This window comes from Angustibacter aerolatus (assembly GCF_054776675.1).
The window spans coordinates 17,660-37,856 of the sequence record NZ_BAAHBM010000019.1; the positions used below are offsets into that span (position 1 = coordinate 17,660).

The 20,197-nt window shown below is 74.6% G+C and carries 17 protein-coding genes; 3 read left to right on the top strand and 14 right to left on the bottom strand.

Annotated elements, in window-relative coordinates; genetic code table 11:
• Positions 1–6: 6 nt before the first annotated feature.
• From ACYVI6_RS06945 to ACYVI6_RS06970, 6 genes are all read right to left on the bottom strand, one after another.
• The gene (locus ACYVI6_RS06945; RefSeq protein WP_460445669.1) at positions 7–927 is read right to left on the bottom strand and encodes a ribokinase; all 921 of its coding nucleotides are present in this window, start codon (positions 925–927) and stop codon (positions 7–9) included.
• A complete protein-coding gene (locus ACYVI6_RS06950; RefSeq protein WP_460445670.1) occupies positions 924–2,585 on the bottom strand; it encodes a phospho-sugar mutase in 1,662 nt (553 codons plus the stop codon). The genes ACYVI6_RS06945 and ACYVI6_RS06950 overlap by 4 nt, the downstream gene beginning before the upstream one ends.
• Positions 2,586–2,700: 115 nt before the next feature.
• Positions 2,701–3,534, bottom strand: coding sequence for a purine-nucleoside phosphorylase (locus ACYVI6_RS06955; RefSeq protein ID WP_460445671.1), 834 nt, complete (start codon positions 3,532–3,534; stop codon positions 2,701–2,703).
• Positions 3,535–3,606: 72 nt separating this feature from the next.
• Positions 3,607–5,262: an alpha/beta hydrolase gene (locus ACYVI6_RS06960; RefSeq protein ID WP_460445672.1), complete on the bottom strand. Its 1,656-nt coding sequence runs from the start codon at positions 5,260–5,262 to the stop codon at positions 3,607–3,609.
• Positions 5,263–5,390: 128 nt separating this feature from the next.
• On the bottom strand, positions 5,391–5,840 hold the full coding sequence (locus ACYVI6_RS06965; RefSeq protein ID WP_460445673.1) for a gamma-glutamylcyclotransferase: 450 nt from the start codon (positions 5,838–5,840) through the stop codon (positions 5,391–5,393).
• A gap of 36 nt (positions 5,841–5,876) precedes the next feature.
• Positions 5,877–6,461 (bottom strand): dihydrofolate reductase family protein, encoded by a 585-nt coding sequence (locus ACYVI6_RS06970; protein ID WP_460445674.1) that lies wholly within the window; start codon positions 6,459–6,461, stop codon positions 5,877–5,879.
• Positions 6,462–6,556: 95 nt separating this feature from the next.
• Between ACYVI6_RS06970 and ACYVI6_RS06975 the strand changes: the two genes are divergently transcribed.
• Positions 6,557–7,954 (top strand): NAD(P)H-quinone dehydrogenase, encoded by a 1,398-nt coding sequence (locus ACYVI6_RS06975; protein ID WP_460445675.1) that lies wholly within the window; start codon positions 6,557–6,559, stop codon positions 7,952–7,954.
• Between the two features lie 117 nt (positions 7,955–8,071).
• Here ACYVI6_RS06975 and ACYVI6_RS06980 read toward each other — a convergent pair whose 3' ends face one another.
• Both ACYVI6_RS06980 and ACYVI6_RS06985 read right to left on the bottom strand, forming a co-directional pair.
• The gene (locus ACYVI6_RS06980) at positions 8,072–9,892 is read right to left on the bottom strand and encodes an acetyl/propionyl/methylcrotonyl-CoA carboxylase subunit alpha (protein ID WP_460445676.1); all 1,821 of its coding nucleotides are present in this window, start codon (positions 9,890–9,892) and stop codon (positions 8,072–8,074) included.
• A gap of 30 nt (positions 9,893–9,922) precedes the next feature.
• Entirely contained in the window at positions 9,923–10,345 is a 423-nt protein-coding gene (locus ACYVI6_RS06985; RefSeq protein ID WP_460445677.1) for a MerR family transcriptional regulator, read from the bottom strand.
• 75 nt (positions 10,346–10,420) lie between these two features.
• Here ACYVI6_RS06985 and ACYVI6_RS06990 point away from each other — a divergent pair, with 75 nt between their 5' ends.
• Positions 10,421–11,599, top strand: a complete 1,179-nt coding sequence (locus ACYVI6_RS06990; protein ID WP_460445678.1) for an acyl-CoA dehydrogenase family protein — start codon at positions 10,421–10,423, stop codon at positions 11,597–11,599.
• Positions 11,596–13,167 carry an acyl-CoA carboxylase subunit beta gene (locus ACYVI6_RS06995; protein ID WP_460445679.1) on the top strand — a complete coding sequence of 524 codons (1,572 nt, stop codon included), beginning with the start codon at positions 11,596–11,598 and terminating at the stop codon, positions 13,165–13,167. The genes ACYVI6_RS06990 and ACYVI6_RS06995 overlap by 4 nt, the downstream gene beginning before the upstream one ends.
• Here the strand turns inward: ACYVI6_RS06995 and efeB are convergent.
• The 6 genes from efeB to ACYVI6_RS07025 form a co-directional block, all read right to left on the bottom strand.
• Positions 13,164–14,459 (bottom strand): iron uptake transporter deferrochelatase/peroxidase subunit, encoded by a 1,296-nt coding sequence (gene efeB, locus ACYVI6_RS07000; RefSeq protein WP_460445697.1) that lies wholly within the window; start codon positions 14,457–14,459, stop codon positions 13,164–13,166. The genes ACYVI6_RS06995 and efeB overlap by 4 nt on opposite strands.
• On the bottom strand, positions 14,456–15,592 hold the full coding sequence (gene efeO, locus ACYVI6_RS07005; RefSeq protein ID WP_460445680.1) for an iron uptake system protein EfeO: 1,137 nt from the start codon (positions 15,590–15,592) through the stop codon (positions 14,456–14,458). Before efeO ends, efeB begins: the two co-directional genes overlap by 4 nt.
• 46 nt (positions 15,593–15,638) lie before the next feature.
• The gene (efeU, locus tag ACYVI6_RS07010) at positions 15,639–16,490 is read right to left on the bottom strand and encodes an iron uptake transporter permease EfeU (protein ID WP_460445681.1); all 852 of its coding nucleotides are present in this window, start codon (positions 16,488–16,490) and stop codon (positions 15,639–15,641) included.
• Positions 16,491–16,633: 143 nt separating this feature from the next.
• A complete protein-coding gene (locus ACYVI6_RS07015; RefSeq protein WP_284289981.1) occupies positions 16,634–17,317 on the bottom strand; it encodes a Maf family protein in 684 nt (227 codons plus the stop codon).
• Between the two features lie 21 nt (positions 17,318–17,338).
• Positions 17,339–18,439 carry an SPL family radical SAM protein gene (locus tag ACYVI6_RS07020; protein WP_460445682.1) on the bottom strand — a complete coding sequence of 367 codons (1,101 nt, stop codon included), beginning with the start codon at positions 18,437–18,439 and terminating at the stop codon, positions 17,339–17,341.
• Positions 18,440–18,494: 55 nt separating this feature from the next.
• On the bottom strand, positions 18,495–20,180 hold the full coding sequence (locus tag ACYVI6_RS07025; RefSeq protein ID WP_460445683.1) for a DUF885 domain-containing protein: 1,686 nt from the start codon (positions 20,178–20,180) through the stop codon (positions 18,495–18,497).
• Between the last annotated feature and the right edge of the window lie 17 nt (positions 20,181–20,197).

Genomic DNA, 20,197 nt, shown 5'->3' on the forward strand with positions numbered 1-20,197 from the left:
GCTCCACTATCCCTCGTGCGCCGGGTGGTCGTCGCCGAGCAGCGCGTCGACGGCGGCCGCGGTGGGCAGGCTCGGGCTCGCTCCGGCGACCGTGACCGCGAGGGCGCCCGCGGCCAGCGCCCGGCGCAGCGCGTCGTCGAGCCCCGCGCCGGCGGCCAGCGCCGCTCCGAGGTGCCCGGCGACGGCGTCACCCGCGGCCGTGGTGTCGACGGGCGTCACCGGGTGGGTGGCCAGCCGGCGGGTGCACCGGGCGTCGACGACGACCGCGCCGTCGCCGCCGACGGTGACCACGGCGGTCCGCGCGCCGCGCTCGACGAACCAGCGGCCGGCGTCCGCGACGTCGGTGCACCCGGTGATGCGTCGGGCCTCGGTCTCGTTCGGGGTGACGACGTCGACGTGCGCCCAGACCGCGTGGTCGAGCTCGGCGGCGGGCGCGGGGTCGAGCACGACCGTGAGCCCGAGCTCGTGGCCCACCCGTGCGGCGTGCACGGCGGTCTCGAGCGGGACCTCGAGCTGCAGCAGCAGCACGGCGGCGCCCGGTGCCAGCGCCCGCAGCGCCTTCTCCGCGGCGTCCGTCGTCAGCTCGGCGTTGGCCAGCGGCACGACGACGATGTCGTTCTGGCCCGCGGCGTCGACCCGGATGTGCGCGATGCCGGTGGGGCCTGACACGGTGCGCAGGTGGTCGGTGCCGACGCCCTCGGCGCGCAGCCCGTCGACCACGAGGTCGCGGAACAGGTCGTCGCCGACGCAGCCGACCATCGCGGTGACCGCACCGGCGCGCGCCGCCGCGACCGCCTGGTTCGCGCCCTTGCCGCCGAGCACCATCGAGAAGGTGCTGCCCAGCACGGTCTCGCCGGGCCCGGGCAGCCGCGGGGCGAACGCCGTCACGTCGGCCGACAGGCTGCCGACCACCACGACGCCGGTCACTCGAGCCCCACGGCCTCGCGCACCGACGCCTTCAGTGCCTGGAGTCGCTGTGCCGCAACGCTCCTGGAGTGCTGCAGATCGTCGTCGACCGGCTCGACGACCTCGAGGTAGCACTTCAGCTTCGGCTCGGTGCCGCTCGGCCGCACGATCACCCGGCTTCCGTCGGCGAGGTGGTAGCGCAGCCCGTCGGTCGGTGGCAGGTCGCCGTCGCCGCGGGTCAGGTCGTCGGTGCGCTCGACCGCCGAGCCGCCCAGCTCGGACGGCGGGGTGGCCCGCAGCCGCTGCATCGCGCCCGCGATGAGCGCGAGGTCGGCGACGCGCACCGCGTACTGGTCGGTGGCGTGCACGCCGTGCGCCGTGGCCAGCTCGTCGAGGCGGTCGAGCAGCGTGCGGCCCTGCGCCTTCAGCGTCGCGGCGAGCTCGGCCACCAGCAGCGCCGCGCTCACGCCGTCCTTGTCGCGCACGCGGCCGGGGTCGACGCAGTAGCCGAGCGCCTCCTCGTAGCCGTACCGCAGCCCCGGCACCCGCGCGATCCACTTGAACCCGGTGAGCGTCTCGACGTGCCGCACGCCGTGCGCCGCCGCCACCGCGGCCAGCCACCGGCTCGACACGATCGAGCAGGCCAGCACGTCGTGCGGGCCGACGCCGCGCTCGACCACGTGGGCGCCGAGCAGCACGCCGACCTCGTCGCCGCGCAGCACCCGCCACCCGCCGTCCGCCTGCGGGTCGGGCACCGCGACCGCGCACCGGTCAGCGTCCGGGTCGTTGGCCAGGACCACGTCGGCGCCGCGCTCGCGGGCGGCGTCGAGCGCGGCGTCCATCGCGCCGGGCTCCTCGGGGTTCGGGAACGCGACGGTCGGGAAGTCGGGGTCGGGCTCGGCCTGGCTCGGCACGACGTACGGCGCGCTGAAACCGCTGCGGCGCAACGCCTCCACGAGGACGTCGCGCCCGACGCCGTGCAGCGGGGTGTGCACGACCGACAGCTCGCGCGGCGCGTCGGGCGACACCACGGCGGCCGCCGCGTCGAGGTAGGCGTCGAGCACGTCGTCGCCCAGCACCTGCCAGCCGTCGTCGGCCCGGGCGACCTGCGCGGCCGGCGGCACGGCGTCGATCTGCGCCGCGATGTCGTGGTCGGCGGGCGGCACGATCTGGCTGCCGTCGCCGAGGTAGACCTTGTACCCGTTGTCCTGCGGCGGGTTGTGGCTCGCGGTGACCATGACGCCCGCGTCGGCGCCGAGGTGCCGGACGGCGAAGGCCAGCACCGGCGTCGGCAGCGCGCGGGGCAGCAGCAGCGCCCGGCCCCCGGCCGCCACGACCACGGCGGCGGTGTCGCGGGCGAAGTCGTCGCTGCGGTGCCGCGCGTCGTACCCGATCACCACGGTCGGCTGCGGCTGGCGCTCGGCCAGGTACGCGGTCAGGCCGGCGGCCGCGCGGATCACCACCGCGCGGTTCATCCGGTTCGACCCCGCGCCGATCTGCCCGCGCAGCCCCGCGGTGCCGAACTCGAGGGTGCCGTCGAGGCGGTCGGCCAGGTCGGCCAGCGCGTGCTCGTCCCCGGACTCGGCGCGCTCGATCACCCCCTGCAGCTCGGCCCGGGTGACGTCGTCCGGGTCACCCTCCAGCCAGGCGCGGGCAGAGGTCAGCAGCGGCGCAGACACCCGAGCACCCTAGGCCATCGCCCGCGGCACCCTCCCGCCGAGATGCGAGTCGTGGTTGCTCCGGCGGGGCCTGCGCCAACCACTGCTCGCATCTCGGCACCAGGGGACGGCGGGTTCAGAGGCGGCGGACGACCTCGGCGAGCATCCGGCCGCAGCGCTCGGCGGCGGCCTGCCCGGCGGCGAGCACCTCGGCGTGGTCGAGCGGCTCGCCGCCGATGCCGGCCGCGAGGTTCGTCACGAGCGAGACGCCGAGCACCTCCAGGCCCGCCTGCCGCGCGGCGATCGCCTCGAGCGCGGTCGACATGCCGACCAGCGAGGCACCGAGCACGCCCGCCATCCGCACCTCGGCGGGCGTCTCGTAGTGCGGGCCGGGGAACTGCGCGTAGACGCCCTCGGCCAGGCCCGGCTCGACGTCGTGGCAGAGCGCGCGCAGCCGGGTCGAGTACAGGTCGGTGAGGTCGACGAAGGTGGCGCCCTCGAGCGGGGAGGTCGCGGTGAGGTTCAGGTGGTCGCTGATCAGCACCGGCGTGCCGGGCGTCCACGACGGGTCGAGGCCCCCGCAGCCGTTGGTCAGCACGACCGTCGAGCAGCCGGCCGCGGCCGCCGTCCGGACGCCGTGCACGACCGCCCGCACGCCGCGCCCCTCGTACAGGTGGGTGCGGCTGCCGAGCACCAGGGCCCGGCGGTCGGAGTCGCCGATGCGCACCGAGCGCAGCGTGCTGCTGTGCCCCGCCACGGCGGACGGCCGGAACCCGGGCAGCTCGGCGGCCGGCACCTCGGCCAGCGTCTCGCCCAGCAGCTCGGCGGCCGGTCCCCAGCCCGAGCCGAGCACCAGCGCCACGTCGTGCCGCGGCGCGCCGGTCAGCTCGGCGAGCCGGGCGGCCGCGGCGGCGGCGACCTCGAACGGGTCGGTCGCGGGGTCGGCCAGGTCGGTGGTCGGCTGCGTCATGCCTGCGACCCTAGAGCGTGCCGCCGTCCCGCCGCGCACGAGCACGTGCGCAGCGGGCTGACGTGCAGGGGGTCAGCGGGGGAGCTGCGCCGCCTGCAGCACGGCCTGCAACGAGAACGGGTCGGACGCCGGGGCGGGGGTGCGGGCCGAGCGGCCGAGCTCGGTCACCTGCACCCGGCTCGGCGTGGGCTTCGGCAGCGGCGCGCAGGTCACGTCGGCGCCCGTGCCGCGGTGCCGCCGCACGGTGGCGCCCGTCTTGAGGTAGCGCGCGACGACGTCGTCGGTGCACCGGTTGCCGCCGAGCGAGCCGGCGTGCGTGGTGCCGCCCGGCTCGGCGAGCAGCACCGAGCGGGGGAACAGCCGGCGCACGACCTTGGCCCCGGCGTACGGCGTCGCCGCGTCACCGGTCTGGTTCACCAGGAGGATCTTGGGCGCCCGGCGTCCGTCGACCTTGCTCGGCGTGCCGGCCCGCACCGGCCAGGAGTGGCAGGGCGCGTTGAACCACAGGTTGCTGTAGGTCAGGAACGGAGACCTCGCGGCGACCCGCTTGGCGTCGGTGCGCCAGGTGCGCCACTTCGTGGGTGCCTTGGCGTCGGTGCACTGCACGGCGTTGTAGACCGCGAAGCCGTTGTCGTCGCCGTAGTCGTCGGAGGTCTGGTACGTGTACCGCAGCACGTCGACGTCGCGGTCGTGCACCCACGAGGCGAACAGCGCGGCCTCGTCGGTCCAGGTGCTCTGGTAGTAGGCGGCCGAGACGAACAGGTCGGTCCACTCGGCGGGCCCGATGTCTCCGCCCGCGGGCCTGCGCCGCAGCGCGTCCTGCTCGGCGTACCAGCGCTTTCGGACGGCGGCCTCGGTCTTCCCCAGGCGGTAGACCGAGTCGTAGCGCGCGACCCACGCGAACCAGACCCGGATGGCGTGCTCGAAGGCAGGGTCCTGGTCGAGGTTCGCCTGGTACCAGACCCGCTTCGGGTCGACCACGCCGTCGAGCACCATGCGGCGCACCCGCTGCGGGTAGCGGGTGGCGTACAGCTGGCCGAGGTAGGTGCCGTACGAGAAGCCGTAGTAGCTGATCTTCTGGACGCCGAGGGCGACGCGGATGCTCTCCATGTCGCGCACCGTGTCGATGCTGCGCAGGTGCCGCAGCAGGGCGCCGCCGCGGTCGCCGCACGCCTGCGCGTACCGCTCGGTGCGCGACAGCCACGCGGTCTGCAGCTTCGTCGTGGTCGTCACGTAGTCGGGGCGGTTCGTGCGGAAGTACGAGGCCTTGCAGCGCAGGGCGGGCCGGCTGCTGCCCACGCCGCGCGGGTCGAAGCCGATCCAGTCGTAGGCGTCGCCGACGTGGTGCGGCACGTAGGAGCCGAGCACCGACAGCGTCTGGCCCGACCCGCCGGGGCCACCGGGGTTGGTCAGCATCACGCCCTGGTAGCGGGACGTCGTGACCGTGTGCTTGATGCGCGACAGCGCCAGGGTGATCTGCGTGCCGTACGGCTTCGCGTGGTCGAGCGGCACCTTCAACGTGCCGCACTGCGCGCCGTACGCCTCGAGCCCGTTGGTGCAGCGCTTCCAGCGGATGCGCGGGCGGGTGGGCCCGTCGAGCGCGGCGGTCGCCGCCCGGGCGGACGTCGCGGCCGCGGGTGCGACGGGCGCGGCCTGGGCGGGGACGGCCAGCGCGGCCGTGCCAGCCGCGACGACGAGCGCGGCGACGGCCGCGACGATCCTGCGCATCCGGGGTGCCTCTCGGGTGACGGAGGCGCACGGGTCGGGCACGTCCTCGGTGGTGCTCGTTGCGTTTCTACCGGTTCGCACCGTCTCGGTGCGGGCGAATCGCCGGATGCGCACCGAACCTCCCCGCGCTAGCCGTCCGAGCGGCAGGGGCGCGCGCGCAGGTCGGCCACGTAGTCGTCGGGGGCGCCGGCCACCTCGGCGGCCTCGGCCAGCTCGCCGAGGTAGCTCGCGGTGGGCAGCCCGCCCTCGTAGGCGTCCATCACGTACACCCAGGCCAGCGGGTCGCCGTCCAGCGTGTGCACGCGCAGGCGGATCTTCGTGGCGCCGCCGAGCACCGCGCGCTCGAACTCGTCCATCGTCTCCTCGTCGGCCGGCGTCACGTCGTACAGCGCGACGTACACCTGGCTCGTCGGGTCCTCGACGATCGTCGCCTTCGGGCCGTCCCAGCCGATGTCCTCGCCGGCGAACGTCAGCCGCCACCCCGAGAGCCACCCGGTGCCGCGGGTGGGCGAGTGCGGCGCCAGGCGCAGCATGCGGCTCGCGTCCAGGTTGGTGCCGTAGGCGGCGTACAGGGCCATGGGGGCGAGGCTAGTGGGCGGTCGTCGCGAGCCGCCTCAGGCGGGTCGGTGCAGGGTCGGCCGGTAGGTGAGCTCGAGCGTGCGCCCGTCGAGGACGTGCTGCTCCAGCAGCTCGAGGTCGAGGTCCTCCGCGCCCTCGAAGACCGGCTGCTGCCCGGTGCGGCCGGTGACGACCGGGAACACCGTGACCTGCAGGCGGTCGACCAGGCCGGCGGCCAGCAGCGCGCGGTTCAGCAGGAGGCTGCCGTGCGAGCGCAGCGGCACCGGTGACTCCTCCTTCAGCCGCCGGACGGCGTCGACCGGGTCGTCGTCCACCACGGTCGCGTCCGGCCAGTCGAGCGGCTCGAACAGGGTGGTCGACAGCACGGTGGTCGGCAGCGCACGCATCGCCGTCACCCACGGGTCGCGGACGTCGGAGTCCTCGGTGCTGTCGGCGAGCATCTGCGTGAACTGCCGGAACGTGATGGCGCCCAGCACCAGCCGCTGCTCCGCCTCGTACTGCGCCAGCCGGTGCGCCAGCAGCTCGGGTCCCTGCTTGCCCCAGTAGCCCGTCCAGTCCCCGCCCGCGGCGGCGAACCCGTCGAGGCTGCAGAAGACGTCGAAGGTGTAGGTCGCGGTCACGGCGGGCTCCTGGGGTCGCGTCGGGTGTCACGAGGTCGGACCGCGGACCGCGGCAGGACTCATCGGACGTCGGACCCGCCTGGTTGGATGGGTTCGTGAGCGCACGCGTGGTGGTGGTCGGCGGGGGTCCGGGCGGGTACGAGAGCGCCCTCGTGGCGGCGCAGCTCGGCGCCGAGGTCGCTGTCGTCGACCGCGACGGGCTGGGCGGCGCGGCCGTGCTCACCGACTGCGTGCCGAGCAAGACGCTCATCTCGACCGCCGACTTCATGAGCCGGTTCTTCGCCGCCAAGGGCCTCGGGGTGCAGCTGGCCGGCTCGCCCGAGCCGGGTGAGATCGCCCGCGCCGACCTGCCGACCGTCAACGAGCGGGTCAAGTCGCTGGCCCGCGCCCAGAGCGACGACGTCGCCAGCGGGCTCGAGCGGCACGGCGTCCGCATACTGCGCGGCACCGGCCGGCTGGATGGCCCGCAGCGCGTCGTCGCCGACCTGCTCGACGGCGGGCAGGAGACCCTCGACGCCGACGTCGTGCTGCTCGCCACCGGCGCCCGGCCCCGCGAGCTCGACACCGCGCAGCCCGACGGCGAGCGCATCCTCACCTGGCAGCAGCTCTACGACCTGCCCGACCTGCCCGAGCACGTCGTGGTCGTCGGCTCCGGCGTCACCGGCGCCGAGCTCGCGCACGCCTACCTCGGCCTCGGCAGCGCCGTCACCCTGGTCAGCTCCCGCGACCGCGTGCTGCCCGGCGAGGACGCCGACGCCGCCCAGGTGATCGAGGACGTGTTCCGCCGCCGCGGCATGACCGTGTTGAACCGCTCGCGCGCGGCCTCCGTCACCCGCACCGGCGACGGCGTGGTCGTCGAGCTCACCGACGGGCGCCGCGTCGAGGGCTCGCACGCCGTGATGGCCGTCGGCTCGGTGCCCAACACCGCGGGGATCGGGCTCGAGGAGTCGGGCGTCGCGCTCACGCCGTCCGGGCACGTGCAGGTCGACGGCGTGTCGCGCACCAGCGCCCGCGGCGTCTACGCGGCCGGCGACTGCACCGGCGTGCTGCCGCTCGCGTCGGTCGCCGCCATGCAGGGCCGCATCGCGATGTTCCACTCGCTCGGCGACGCCGTGCAGCCGCTCAACCTGCGCGCCGTGGCGGCCAACATCTTCACCGACCCCGAGATCGCCACCGTCGGCTGGTCGGGCCCCGCGCTCGAGCAGGCCGGCATCGCCGCCGAGACCGTCATGCTGCCGCTCGCCACCAACGCGCGAGCCAAGATGCAGAACGTGCACGACGGGTTCGTGAAGCTCTTCGCCCGCGCCGGCACCGGCATCGTCATGGGCGGCGTCGTCGTCGCCCCCCGCGCGTCCGAGCTGGTGTTCTCGATCGCGCTCGCCGTGCAGACCAAGCTCACCGTCGACCAGGTCGCGGCCAGCTTCACGGTCTACCCGTCGATGTCCGGCTCCATCGCCGAAGCAGCCCGCCAGCTCCACACCAGAGCCTTCTGACGGCGCTCCGCGCCCGGGCTCCACGTCCCGCGGTCGGCACCGCACTCCGACGACGGAACTGCTGTCGTCGGACCGCGGCACCGACCACCCGACGGCCCGGGCTGTCGCGCCGTCGGGTCAGTCCTTGAGCTCGAGCAGGACGGCGCCGCTGGTGACGGTCTGGCCGATCTCGGCGGCGAGGCCGGTGACGGTGCCGGCCTTGTGCGCGGTGATGGGCTGCTCCATCTTCATGGCCTCGAGCACCACGACGAGCTCGCCGGCCTCGACGACCTGGCCCTCCTCGACGGCGATCTTCACGATCGTGCCCTGCATCGGGGCGGTGAGGGCGTCGCCGCCGGCCACCGCCGCCGAGGCGCCGCGGGCCGAGCGCTTGGGGGCGCGGGCGCGCGCGGTCGAGCCGCCGCCGCCCGAGCCGACGCCGAGTCCGGCCGGCAGCACGACCTCGAGCCGCTTGCCGCCGACCTCGACGACGACCGTCTCGCGCTCGCCGGACTCGGCCGCCTCGCCCACGGGCCCGCCGTACGGCGCGATCTGGTTGTCGAACTCGGTCTCGATCCAGCGGGTGTGCACCGTGAACGGCGTCGTGGGGTCGGACGGCGCGAACGCCGGGTCGCGCACGACGACGCGGTGGAACGGGATGACGGTCGGCATGCCCTCGACGACGAACGCGTCGAGCGCACGGCGCGAGCGCTCGAGCGCCTGCTGCCGGGTGGCGCCGGTGACGACGAGCTTGGCGAGCATCGAGTCGAACGCGCCGGCCACCGTGTCGCCGGCCACCACGCCCGAGTCGAGCCGGACGCCGGGCCCGCTGGGCGGGTCGAAGACCGTGGCGGTGCCGGGGGCGGGCAGGAACCCGCGGCCGCCGTCCTCGGCGTTGATGCGGAACTCGATCGAGTGGCCGCGCAGCTCGGGGTCGTCGTAGCCGAGGGCCTCGCCGCGCGCGATCCGCAGCTGCTCGCGCACCAGGTCGAGACCCGAGACCTCCTCCGACACGCAGTGCTCGACCTGCAGGCGGGTGTTCACCTCGAGGAACGAGATGCGGCCGTCGGTGGCCACGAGGAACTCGCAGGTGCCGGCGCCGGTGTAGTCGGCCTCGCGCAGGATCGCCTTCGAGCTGCGGTAGAGCTCGGCGACCTGCTCGTCGCTGAGGAACGGCGCGGGCGCCTCCTCGACGAGCTTCTGGTGGCGCCGCTGCAGCGAGCAGTCGCGGGTCGACACCACGACGACGTTGCCCTGGGTGTCGGCGAGGCACTGGGTCTCGACGTGCCGCGGGTGGTCGAGGTACTGCTCGACGAAGCACTCGCCGCGGCCGAACGCCGACACCGCCTCGCGCACCGCCGACTCGTACAGCTCGGGGATCTCCTCGCGGGTGCGGGCCACCTTGAGGCCGCGGCCGCCGCCGCCGTACGCCGCCTTGATCGCGACCGGCAGCCCGTGCTCGTCGGCGAACGCCAGCACCTCGTCGGCGCCCGACACCGGGTCCTTCGTGCCGGCCACCAGCGGCGCGCCGGCGCGCTCGGCGATGTGCCGCGCCTTCACCTTGTCGCCCAGGGCGTCGATCGCCGCGGGGCTCGGGCCGATCCAGGTCAGCCCGGCGTCGAGCACGGCCTGCGCGAAGCCGGCGTTCTCGGCGAGGAAGCCGTAGCCGGGGTGCACCGCGTCGGCGCCCGAGCGGGCGGCGACGTCGAGCAGCTTCGCGACGTCGAGGTAGGAGTCGGCCGGGGTCGAGCCGCCGAGCGCGTAGGCCTCGTCGGCGACCTTCACGTGCAGGCCGTCGCGGTCGGGGTCGGCGTAGACGGCGACCGACGCGACGCCGTCGTCCGCGCACGCCCGGGCGATGCGCACCGCGATCTCACCGCGGTTCGCGATGAGCACCTTGGTGACCGTGCCGTGCCCGCCTGCCATCGCGTCCGCCTCCGCCGTCGTCACTGTCGTCATCGACTCTCCTGCTCCTGACCGGCCGCGACTCTAGCGCGCGCCGGCGCTCGCGCCGTCGTGGGTCTCGGGTGGCTGCAGCGCCTCGAGGTCCTCGCGGCAGCGGCGCTCGAGGTCGGCCAGCTCGGCCAGCGCCGACCGCACGTCGTGCAGCCGCTGGGTCAGCTCGGCCCGCCGCTCGCCCACCTGGTCGAGCAGGTAGCGCAGCTGGCCCGCCTCACCCGGGGTCTGGTCGTACATGTCGACGATGGTGCGGATCTCGTCGAGCGGGAACCCGAGCCGCTTGCCGCGCAGCACCAGCTGCAGCCGGATGCGGTCGCGGGCCCGGTAGACGCGCACGGTGCCGCGCCGCTCGGGGGAGACCAGGCCGACGTCCTCGTAGTAGCGCACGGTGCGGTGGGTGACGCCGAGGTCCTCGGCCACCTCCGCGATCGTCCACGTGCGCTCGCTTGCCACGACCCCGACCCTGCTTTACGTTGACGTCAACGTCAAGTCGCGAGACCCGCGCACCCCTGCCGACGGAGGCACGCCATGACCGGCTTCGAGCTGAGCAAGGACCACGAGGACTTCCGGCAGGTGGTCCGCGACTTCGCCGAGGAGCAGGTCGCACCGCACGCGGCGCAGTGGGACCGCGAGCACCACTTCCCGGCGCACCTCGTGCCGCAGATGGGCGACCTCGGCCTGTTCGGGCTCGTGGTGCCGGAGGAGTACGGCGGCGCCGGGGCGGACTTCACGTCGCTCTGCGTCGCCATCGAGGAGCTCGGCCGGATCGACCAGTCGGTCGGCATCACGCTCTCGGCCGGCGTCGGCCTCGGCATCAACCCGATCCTCACCTTCGGCTCGGACGAGCAGAAGCAGCGCTGGCTGCCCGACCTCGTCGCCGGCCGGGCGCTCGCCGCCTTCGGCCTCACCGAGCCGGACGCCGGGTCGGACGCCGGCGCCACCCGTACGAAGGCCCGGCTCGACGACGGCGAGTGGGTCGTCGACGGCGCGAAGTCGTTCATCACCAACAGCGGCAGCGACCTGACGAGCGTCGTCACCGTCACCGCGCGCACCGGCACGGACGAGCGCGGCCGCGCCGAGATCAGCGCGATCATGGTGCCGTCCGGCACGCCCGGGTTCGACGTCGCGCCGCCGTACGACAAGCTCGGCTGGCACGCCAGCGACACGCACGGCCTGTCGTTCACCGACGTGCACGTGCCCGAGGGCAACCTGCTCGGTGCCCGCGGGCAGGGGTTCAAGCAGTTCCTCGCCACGCTGGACGACGGGCGCATCGCCATCTCGGCGCTCGCGGTCGGTCTCGCGCAGGCCTGCCTGGAGGCGTGCACGTCGTATGCGTCGAGCCGGCTCGCGTTCGGCCGCCCGATCGGCGTCAACCAGGGCGTGTCGTTCCAGGTCGCCGACCTCGCCGTCGCCACCGAGGCCGCGCGCATGCTGACGTACAAGGCGGCCTGGCTGAAGGACCTGCACTCGCAGGGGCGGCGCAGCACCGCCGAGGTGAAGCAGGCCGCGGCGATCGCGAAGCTCTACTCCACCGAGGCCGCTGTGAGCGCCACCCGCACCGCCACGCAGGTGTTCGGCGGCAACGGGTTCATGGAGGAGTACCCCGTCGCGCGCTTCTACCGCGACGCCAAGATCCTCGAGATCGGCGAGGGCACCAGCGAGGTGCAGCGCATGGTGATCGCCCGCGGTCTGGGCCTGCCGTCGTGACCGCCCTCGCACGCGCCCCGCGGTACGCGGTCGACCCGAAGGTCGCCGACGTCCGCGCGCGGCTGCAGGCCGCCCGCGAGGCGTCCGAGCGGCCCGACGAGCGCGGCGCCGCGAAGCTGGCGTCGCAGCACAAGCTGCCGGTGCGCGAGCGCATCGCGCTGCTGTTCGACGACGGCAGCTTCGTCGAGGACGGCCGCTACGCCAACGCCCTGGCCGACCGGCTGCCCGCCGACGGCGTCGTCACCGGACGCGGCACCGTCGACGGCCGGCCGGCGATGGTCGTGGCGAACGACCCGACCGTGAAGGCCGGCTCGTGGGGCGCCCGCACCGTCGAGAAGATCGTCCGCGCCACCGAGCACGCGCTGCGCGAGGAGCTGCCGGTCTTCTGGTTCGTCGACTCGGCCGGTGCCCGGATCACCGACCAGGTCGACCTGTTCCCCGGGCGCCGCGGCGCCGGGCGGATCTTCCACAACCAGGTCGCGCTGTCGGGTCGGGTGCCGCAGATCTGCTGCCTGTTCGGCCCCTCGGCGGCCGGCGGCGCGTACATCCCGGCGTTCACCGACTGCGTGATCATGGTGGAGGGCAACGCGTCGATGTACCTCGGCAGCCCGCGGATGGCCGAGATGGTCGTCGGCGAGAAGGTGTCGCTCGAGGAGATGGGCGGCGCCCGCATGCACTGCACCGTCAGCGGCTGCGGCGACCTGCTCGCGAGCGACGACGCCGACGCCATCGAGCAGGCTCGGCTGCTGCTGTCGTACCTGCCCTCGACCTGGCGCGACGAGCCGCCGACCTACGTGCCCGAGCCGCCGCTGACGCCGCTCGACGCGAGCGTGGTGCCCGAGGTCGAGAGCCAGCCGTTCGACGTCCACGAGGTGCTCGACGGGCTGCTGGACGAGGACTCGTTCTTCGAGGTGAAGCCGCTGTTCGCGGCCGAGCTGGTCACCGGCTTCGGGCGGATGGACGGCCGCACGGTCGGCGTGGTCGCCAACAACAGCGCGGTGAAGGGCGGCGTGCTCTTCGCCGACAGCGCCGACAAGGCGGCCCGGTTCATCTGGTGGTGCGACGCGTTCAACGTCCCGCTGCTCTACCTGGCCGACGTGCCCGGCTTCATGATCGGGTCGGACGTCGAGCGCGGCGGCATCATCCGGCACGGCGCCAAGATGGTGAGCGCGGTGTCGGAGGCGACCGTGCCGCAGATCTCCGTCGTGGTGCGCAAGGCCTACGGCGCCGGGCTGTACGCGATGGCCGGCCCCGGCTTCGGCCCCGACGCCTGCCTCGCGCTGCCCACCGCCCGGATCGCCGTCATGGGACCCGAGGCGGCCGTGAACGCGGTGTACGCCAACAAGATCGAGGCGATCGCCGACCCCGACGAGCGGGCCGCGTTCGTCGCCGACCGGCGCGCGGAGTACGAGCAGGACGTCGACCTCGAGCGCCTCGTCAGCGACCTGGTGCTCGACGGCGTGGTCGAGCCCGAGGACCTGCGGGCCGAGCTGCTGCACCGGTTCCGGTACGCCGCGCGCCGCGACCGGGCCTTCACCAGCCGGCGCCGCGGCGTCCCCCCGGTCTAGGCGAAGAGGTGGTCGGCCCAGGTGCGGGTGTCGTCGGGCAGGCCCGGGGGCACCGCCCACACGCCGCTGCCGACGTGCTTGATGTACTCGTTCAGCGCGTCGTGCGTGCCGAGCCGGCGCTGCAGGGTAATGAAGTGCTCGGGGTCGCGCTGGAAGCTGATGAAGAACAGTCCGGCGTCGAGCAGGCCGCCCTCGTCGATGCCGTCGGTGTACGAGAACCCGCGGCGCAGGATCTGCAGGCCGCCGTTGGCCTGCGGGGAGGCGAGCCGCACGTGCGCGTCGACCGGGACGACCGGCTGGCCGTCGGCGCCCTTCGCGTCGAGCGGCAGCTCGTCGAACTCGTCGGACGCCGCGAGCGGGGCGCCGGACGCCTTGTGCCGCCCGATCACGGTCTCCTGCTCCTGCAGCACGGCGCGGTCCCACGACTCGATGAGCATCCGGATGCGCCGGGCCACCAGGTAGCTGCCGCCGTGCATCCAGGCCTGCGGCTCGTCGTCGCCGACCCACACGTGGTCGGCCATCAGGTCGGTGTCCTCGGCCTTGATGTTGCGGGTGCCGTCCTTGAACCCCATGAGGTTGCGCGGGGTGGCCTGCGCGCGGGTGGTCGACGACGTGCGACCGAAGCCCAGCTGCGTCCAGCGCAGGGCCACCACGCCGCTGCCGATGCGGGCCAGGTTGCGGATGGCGTGGAAGGCGACCTGCGGGTCGTGCGAGCAGGCCTGGATCGCCAGGTCGCCGCCGGTGCGCTGCGGCTGCAGCTCGTCGCCGGGCAGCGCGGGCAGCGGCGCGAGCCGGGAGGGACGCTTCGCCGCGAGCCCGAAGCGGTGGTCGAACAGGTCGGGCCCGAACCCGACGGTCACCGTCAGCGCGGACGCCGGCAGCCCGACCGCCTCGCCGGTGTCGGCCGGCGGCAGCGCGGGCGTCACCGAGTCGCCGGGCACGCGCACGCCGCGGGTCATCGCGACGGCGGCCTGCGACCACTCGGTCAGCACCCGGCGCAGCTCTTCCGCGTCGTCGGTCACCACGTCGAACGCGGCGAACGCCAGCCGGTCCTGCGAGGGGGTGTCGATGCCGGCCTGGTGCGGGCCGTGGAAGTCGACGCGCGCCGCCGCGCTGGTGACGTCGGCGCCGCCCCCGGCCGCGCCGAGCGGGCCGGCCACCGTGGACGACGGCGCGGCGGCCGGGTGGGCCGCGGCTGCGTCGACCGCGGCGACCCCCGCCGCGCCCGCGCCCACGGCACCGATCCCGCCGAGGAACCCCCGGCGGGACAGGCGACCGCGCTGCTCGGTCAGGACGCCGCCTTCACCAGGACGCCGGCCACCTTGCTCAGCGACTCGGCGAGCGCGTTGACCTCCTGCGTCATCTGCCGGCGCTGGTCGGCCGTGACCGCGGAGTAGTCCTCGTAGCCCTCACCGGTCTGGTACTGCGACAGGGACTTCAGGACGTCGGTGAACTGGCCGTCGAGCGTCTTCAGCAGGGCCGGGTCGTTCTGCCGCAGCGTGGGTGCGAGCACGTCGACGGCCTCGCGGGCACCGGCGACGTTGGCCGCGAAGTCCCACAGGTCGGTGTGCGAGTAGCGGTCCTCCTCGCCGGTGATCTTGCTCTTGGCGACCTCGTCGAGCAGGCCGACGGCGCCGTTCGCGATCTGCTCGGGCGCGAGCTGCACCTCGCCGACCTTCGTCTGCAGGTCCTTCACGTCGGCGAGCAGCTGGTCGGCGACGTCGTCGAGGCCCTTCGTCGAGCCGGCCTGCCAGAGCGCCTTCTCGATGCGGTGGAACCCCGTCCAGGTGTCGGTGTCGGCGACGTCGTTCTCGCGGGCGTCGATCTGCGGGTCGAGGTCGCCGAAGCTCTCGGCCACCGGCTCGATGCGCTCGTAGTACGCGCGGGTCGGGGCGAAGAGCGCCTTGGCCCGCTGCACGTCGCCGGCCTGCACCGCGGCCACGAACTTCGTGGTCGAGGCGGTCAGGCCCTTCGCCTGGTTCTCCAGGTAGGCCTGGTAGGTCTCGACCGACTTCGACAGGTCGGCGTTCGCCGTGGTGCTGGCGGCCGCACCAGTCACCTGGAACGCGGACTGGTCGGTGGCGGCGTTTGGGCAGGCCACCACGTAGTCGCCGGCGGTCAGGCGCAGCGTGAACGAGCCGCTGAGGCCCGGCGTGAGGTTCTCCTTCTCGCCCAGGATCTTGCCGTCCTGCAGCACCTCGGCCTCGGTCACCCGGTTGGCCCCGGTGTTCACCACCTGGAACTCGAGCGGCCCGGCGGCCGCGGTGGCCGGGCTGGGCACGCAGCCGTCGTCGGTGACGCTGATCTTCACGACGGTGGCGCCGGACGCCGCACCCGCGGACGACGCGTCGTCCGACCCGCAGGCGGACAGGACGAGCGGGCTGAGCGCGAGCGCCGTGAGGACGGCGAGGCGGGGGCGGTGCACGGGTGGTCCCTTCGGAGTGCTGCAGGTGGCGCCGTGGCGCGTGGGGTCAGGAGGTGGCGCCGGCGTGGGCGCGCACGAGCGGTGCTGGGGCGGGGCGGCGGCGCTTCGGCCAGAGCACGACCGCCAGCATCACGGCGACGTAGACCGCCCACGCGGCCACCTCGATCACCGTCGGCTGCGGCTGCAGGCCGAGCACCCCGGTGACCAGCGCGGCCTGCGGCGTGCCGGGCGACACCAGCGCGCTGGCGTCGAACGCGGTCTGCTGGCCGACGTTCACCCAGCCGGCCTCGTGGGCGGTGTGCACGGCGGTCATGAGCAGGCCGCCGGCGACGACGACGAGCACCACGCCGGTGGCGGTGAAGAAGCGGCTGAGGTTGATGCGCACGCCGCCGCGGTAGACCGCGTACCCGAGGGCGATCGCCACGGCCAGGCCGAGCACGACGCCGCTGCCGGCCTGCGCGGGGGAGGTGCTGGCGGTGAACACCGCGACGAGGAAGACCGCCGTCTCGAAGCCCTCGCGCAGCACGGCGAGGAACGCCATGACGACGAGCGCCCGCGTGGAGTTGCGCGCCAGCGCGGCCCGGGCGGCGCCCTCGAGCTCGCCCTTCAGCCCGCGCGAGTGGCGGCGCATCCAGAGCACCATCCAGGTGACCATGCCGAGCGCGACGACGCCGACGACGGTCTCGAGCTGCTCCTGCTGGCGCTGCGGCAGGCTCTGCTCGAGCAGCGCGAGCACGACGCCGAAGCCCAGGCAGAGCACGACGGCCGCGCCGACGCCGACGCCGACCTGGCGCAGGGCGTCGCGGCGGCCCTGCGAGACGAGGAAGGCCGCGACGATCCCGACGATGAGCGAGGCCTCGAGGCCCTCGCGCAGGCCGATGACGAAGGTGGGCAGCACGGACGGCTCCAGCAGACGGAGTGGTGAGGCAAGCCTCAGCAGGTGAGCCTCACCTAACCTGCTGGCGCTGGCCGTCGTCAAGTTCTGGCGCGCACCCTGGGCCGTCCGGCGGCCACGACTGCGTCACACCCTGCTCGACGAGCTCAGCCGCGCGGGCCCCACAGCGACGTCCACGCGACGCCGCACTCGGCGAGCAGGTCGCGCAGCAGCGGCAGGCTGACGCCGACGACGGTGTGGTGGTCGCCCTCGATGCCGCGCACGAACGCCCCGCCGAGCCCGTCGGTGGTGAACGCGCCGGCCACGGCGAGGGGCTCGCCGGTGGCGACGTACGCCTCGATCTCGGCGTCGCTCACGTCGGCGAAGTGCACGGTGGTCGACGACACCGCGCCGATCGTGGCGCCGGTGCCGCCCGCCGACCCGTCGCGCAGGTCGACCACCCAGTGCCCGGTGTGCAGCACGCCGCTGCGGCCGCGCATCCGCTGCCAGCGCGCGACGGCCTCGGCCGCGTCGGCCGGCTTGCCGTGCACCTCGCCGTCGAGCTCGAGCACCGAGTCGCAGCCCAGCACCAGGACGTCGTCCGGCACGTCGGCGGGTGCGTCGTCCGACTCGAGCAGCGTGGCGACCGCCGACGCCTTCGCCCGGGCCAGCAGCAGCGGCACCTCGTCGGGCGCGAGGTCGGGGTAGCCGTCGAGCGCGCGCTCCTCGTCGACGCCCGACACCAGCACGAGCGGGTCGAGGCCGGCGCTGCGCAGCGTGGCGAGCCGGGCGGGGGAGGCGGAGGCGAGCAGCAGCACGGGCGCGGCCGTCTGGTCGGTCGGTTCGGTCACGCCGACGACCCTAGGTGCCGGTCAGGTCCAGTACAGGACCCGGGCCTGCGGCAGCACGGCCGCGAGCTCGCGCTCGAACCAGCCACGCAGCTCGGCCATGACCGGCGCGGGGTAGACGTGCTTGGCGGCACCGAACTTGCCGCGCTTCTGCCGCCGGGCGTCCTCGTCCATCTCCAGCTGCGTGTGCGGGTACCAGCCGAGCAGCACCTCCTTGCTGCGCGGCGTGAACCGGTGGGTGATCAGCTCGGTGGTCAGGTCGAGGCCGGGCACGTCGCGGACGGCGTCGGCGGCCGCGGCGAGCAGCTCGCCGTAGTGGGTGCGCCAGTCGTCGACCGGCATGATCGGCGCGATCGTCAGGCCGACCGGGTACCCCGCGAGGGCCAGCCGCCGCAGGGCGGCGAGCCGGTTCGGCACCGAGGCGGTGCCGCCCTCGAACCGGCGGCTGACCGGCGCGGCGTTCACCGACAGGCGCACCCGCGTCCGGCCCCCGTGCGGCAGGTCGAGCAGCGGCGCGACGTCGTCGTACTTGGTGGTGAACCGCAGCTGCGTCGGGCCGGCCCAGTCGTGCGTGCCGAAGTGCCGCACCGCCGCCGAGAGCGAGCCGGTGAGCCGCTCGATGCCGAGCGGGTCGGTGTAGCAGGACGCCTCGAAGGTCGTGCCCTCGTGGTCGCGGGCGGCCGAGCCGGTGGTGACCGACCCGCGGCCCACCTCGGCGTCGAGCCCGGCCAGCACCTCGTCGAGGTTGGCGTAGGCGCGGGTGACCGGCGGGCCGCCGAGCGAGCCGGCGAGGTAGCAGTACTGGCAGTGCGCGGGGCAGCCCTCGGCCAGGTCGAACCGCCAGTCGGCGCTCGGGGGGATCGGCTGCAGCCGCAGCTTGGACGGCGGCGCCACCACGACCGCGAGCGTCGACTTGGCGTTCGCGTACGTCTCGCGCTCGGTCGCACCGCGCAGCGACGGCAGCCGGTCGCCGGGCAGCAGCTCGATGCGCGGCACGCCGGCCGCCTCGGCGCGGGCCACGATCTCCCGGCCGTGCGGGCGCTCGGCGGCCGACCGGGTCACCAGCACCTGCTTGGGGCGCCAGACGCGGGTCGCGGCGGGGGTCTCGGTCTCGACGACGGTCACGCAGTGGTCAACGCCGGGCTCGTCCCGGATCGTCCGGTCCGTCGGGCAAAACGCTTCAGGGCAGCAGCGCCTGCTGCAGGACGTCGAGCCCGACCGACCCCACGTCGAGCGCGCGGCGGTGGAACCGGGCCAGGTCGAAGTCGGCGCCCTCGCGCTCGCGCACCTGGTCGCGCAGCTGCAGCCACAGCCGCTCGCCGAGCTTGTACGACGGCGCCTGGCCGGGCCAGCCGAGGTAGCGGTCGACCTCGAAGCGCAGCATCGACTCGGCCATCGTGACGTGCTGGTTCGCGAACGCCCACGCCTTCTCGGCGTCCCAGGTGCCGCCGCCCACCTCGGCGGGGGCGGGCAGGCCGCAGTGCACGCCGACGTCGATCACCACGCGAGCGGCGCGCAGCCGCTGCCCCTCGAGCATGCCCATCCGGTCGCCCGGGTCGTCGAGGAAGCCCAGGTCGGCCATCAGCCGCTCCGCGTACAGCGCCCAGCCCTCGCCGTGCCCGCTGACCCAGCAGCCGAGGCGCCGCCAGCGGTTCAGCAGCTCGGAGCGGTACACGGTCTGCGCGATCTGCAGGTGATGGCCCGGCACGCCCTCGTGGTAGACGGTCGTCGTCTCGGCCCAGGTGCTGTGCCAGGTGACGTCGTCCGGCACCGACCACCACATGCGGCCCGGGCGGCTGAAGTCGTCGCTCGGGCCGGTGTAGTAGATGCCGCCCTCGTGCGTCGGGGCGATGCGGCACTCGAGGCGGCGCACCGGCTCGGGGACGTCGAAGTGGGTGCCGGCGAGCGCCTCGATCGCGGCGTCGCTCAGCTGTTGCATCCAGGCCTGCAGCGCGTCGGTGCCGTCGAGCCGGCGGGCCGGGTCGGCGTCGAGCGCCGCGATCGCCTCCGGCACGCTCGCGCCGGGCCGGATGCGCTCGGCGACGTCCTGCATCTCGGCCTCGATGCGGGCCAGCTCCTCGACGCCCCAGGCGTAGGTCTCGTCGAGGTCGACGCGAGCGCCGAGGAAGTACCGCGACCGCAGCGCGTACTCCTCGCGGCCGCAGGCGTCGGCGGGGCGGGCGGACGGCAGCAGCTCGGTGCGCAGGAACTCGGCCAGGTCGAGGAACGACTGCCCGGCCACCCCGGCCGCCGCGGTCAGCTCGGTCGCGAGCGCATCGGGCAGCGGCGCGTCGTCGGCTCGGGCGTCGCGGGCCAGCTCCGCGAAGAACCCCTGGGGCGACCCGTACCGCTCGGCCTGCTGCAGGCACCGCTCGACCTGCAGGCGCGCCGGGGTGTCGCCGCGCGCGATGCCCGCGCGCAGCGAGGTGACGTACTGCTCCATCGCCTCCGGCGTGCGGCCGAGCCGGGTGCGCACCGTGGCCCAGTCGTCGGCGGTGTCCTTGCGCATCAGGTCGTACACCGAGCGCAGCTCCTGCAGCGGGCTGGCCAGCACGTTCAGGTCGCGGTCGTCGGTGCCCAACGCGTACAGCTCCTCGGCCAGCCCGAGCCGCTCGCGCATCGCGGCCACGGTCACCCGGTCGACGTCGTCCGCCGGCTCGGCCGCGTCGAGCGCCGCCAGCGTGCGCCGCCGCAGCTCGCTGCGCGCCGCGTGCCCCGCGGGGGAGTAGTCGGTCAGCTCGGTCTCGTCACCCGGCACGCCCATCGCCGTCGCGGCGATCGGGTCGAGCGCCACCTCGGCGTCGAGGTGGGCGTCGGCGAGCTCGTCGACCGCCGTCCGGGCACGCGCAGCAGGGGTTGCGGTCACGGGCGCACCCTAGACCC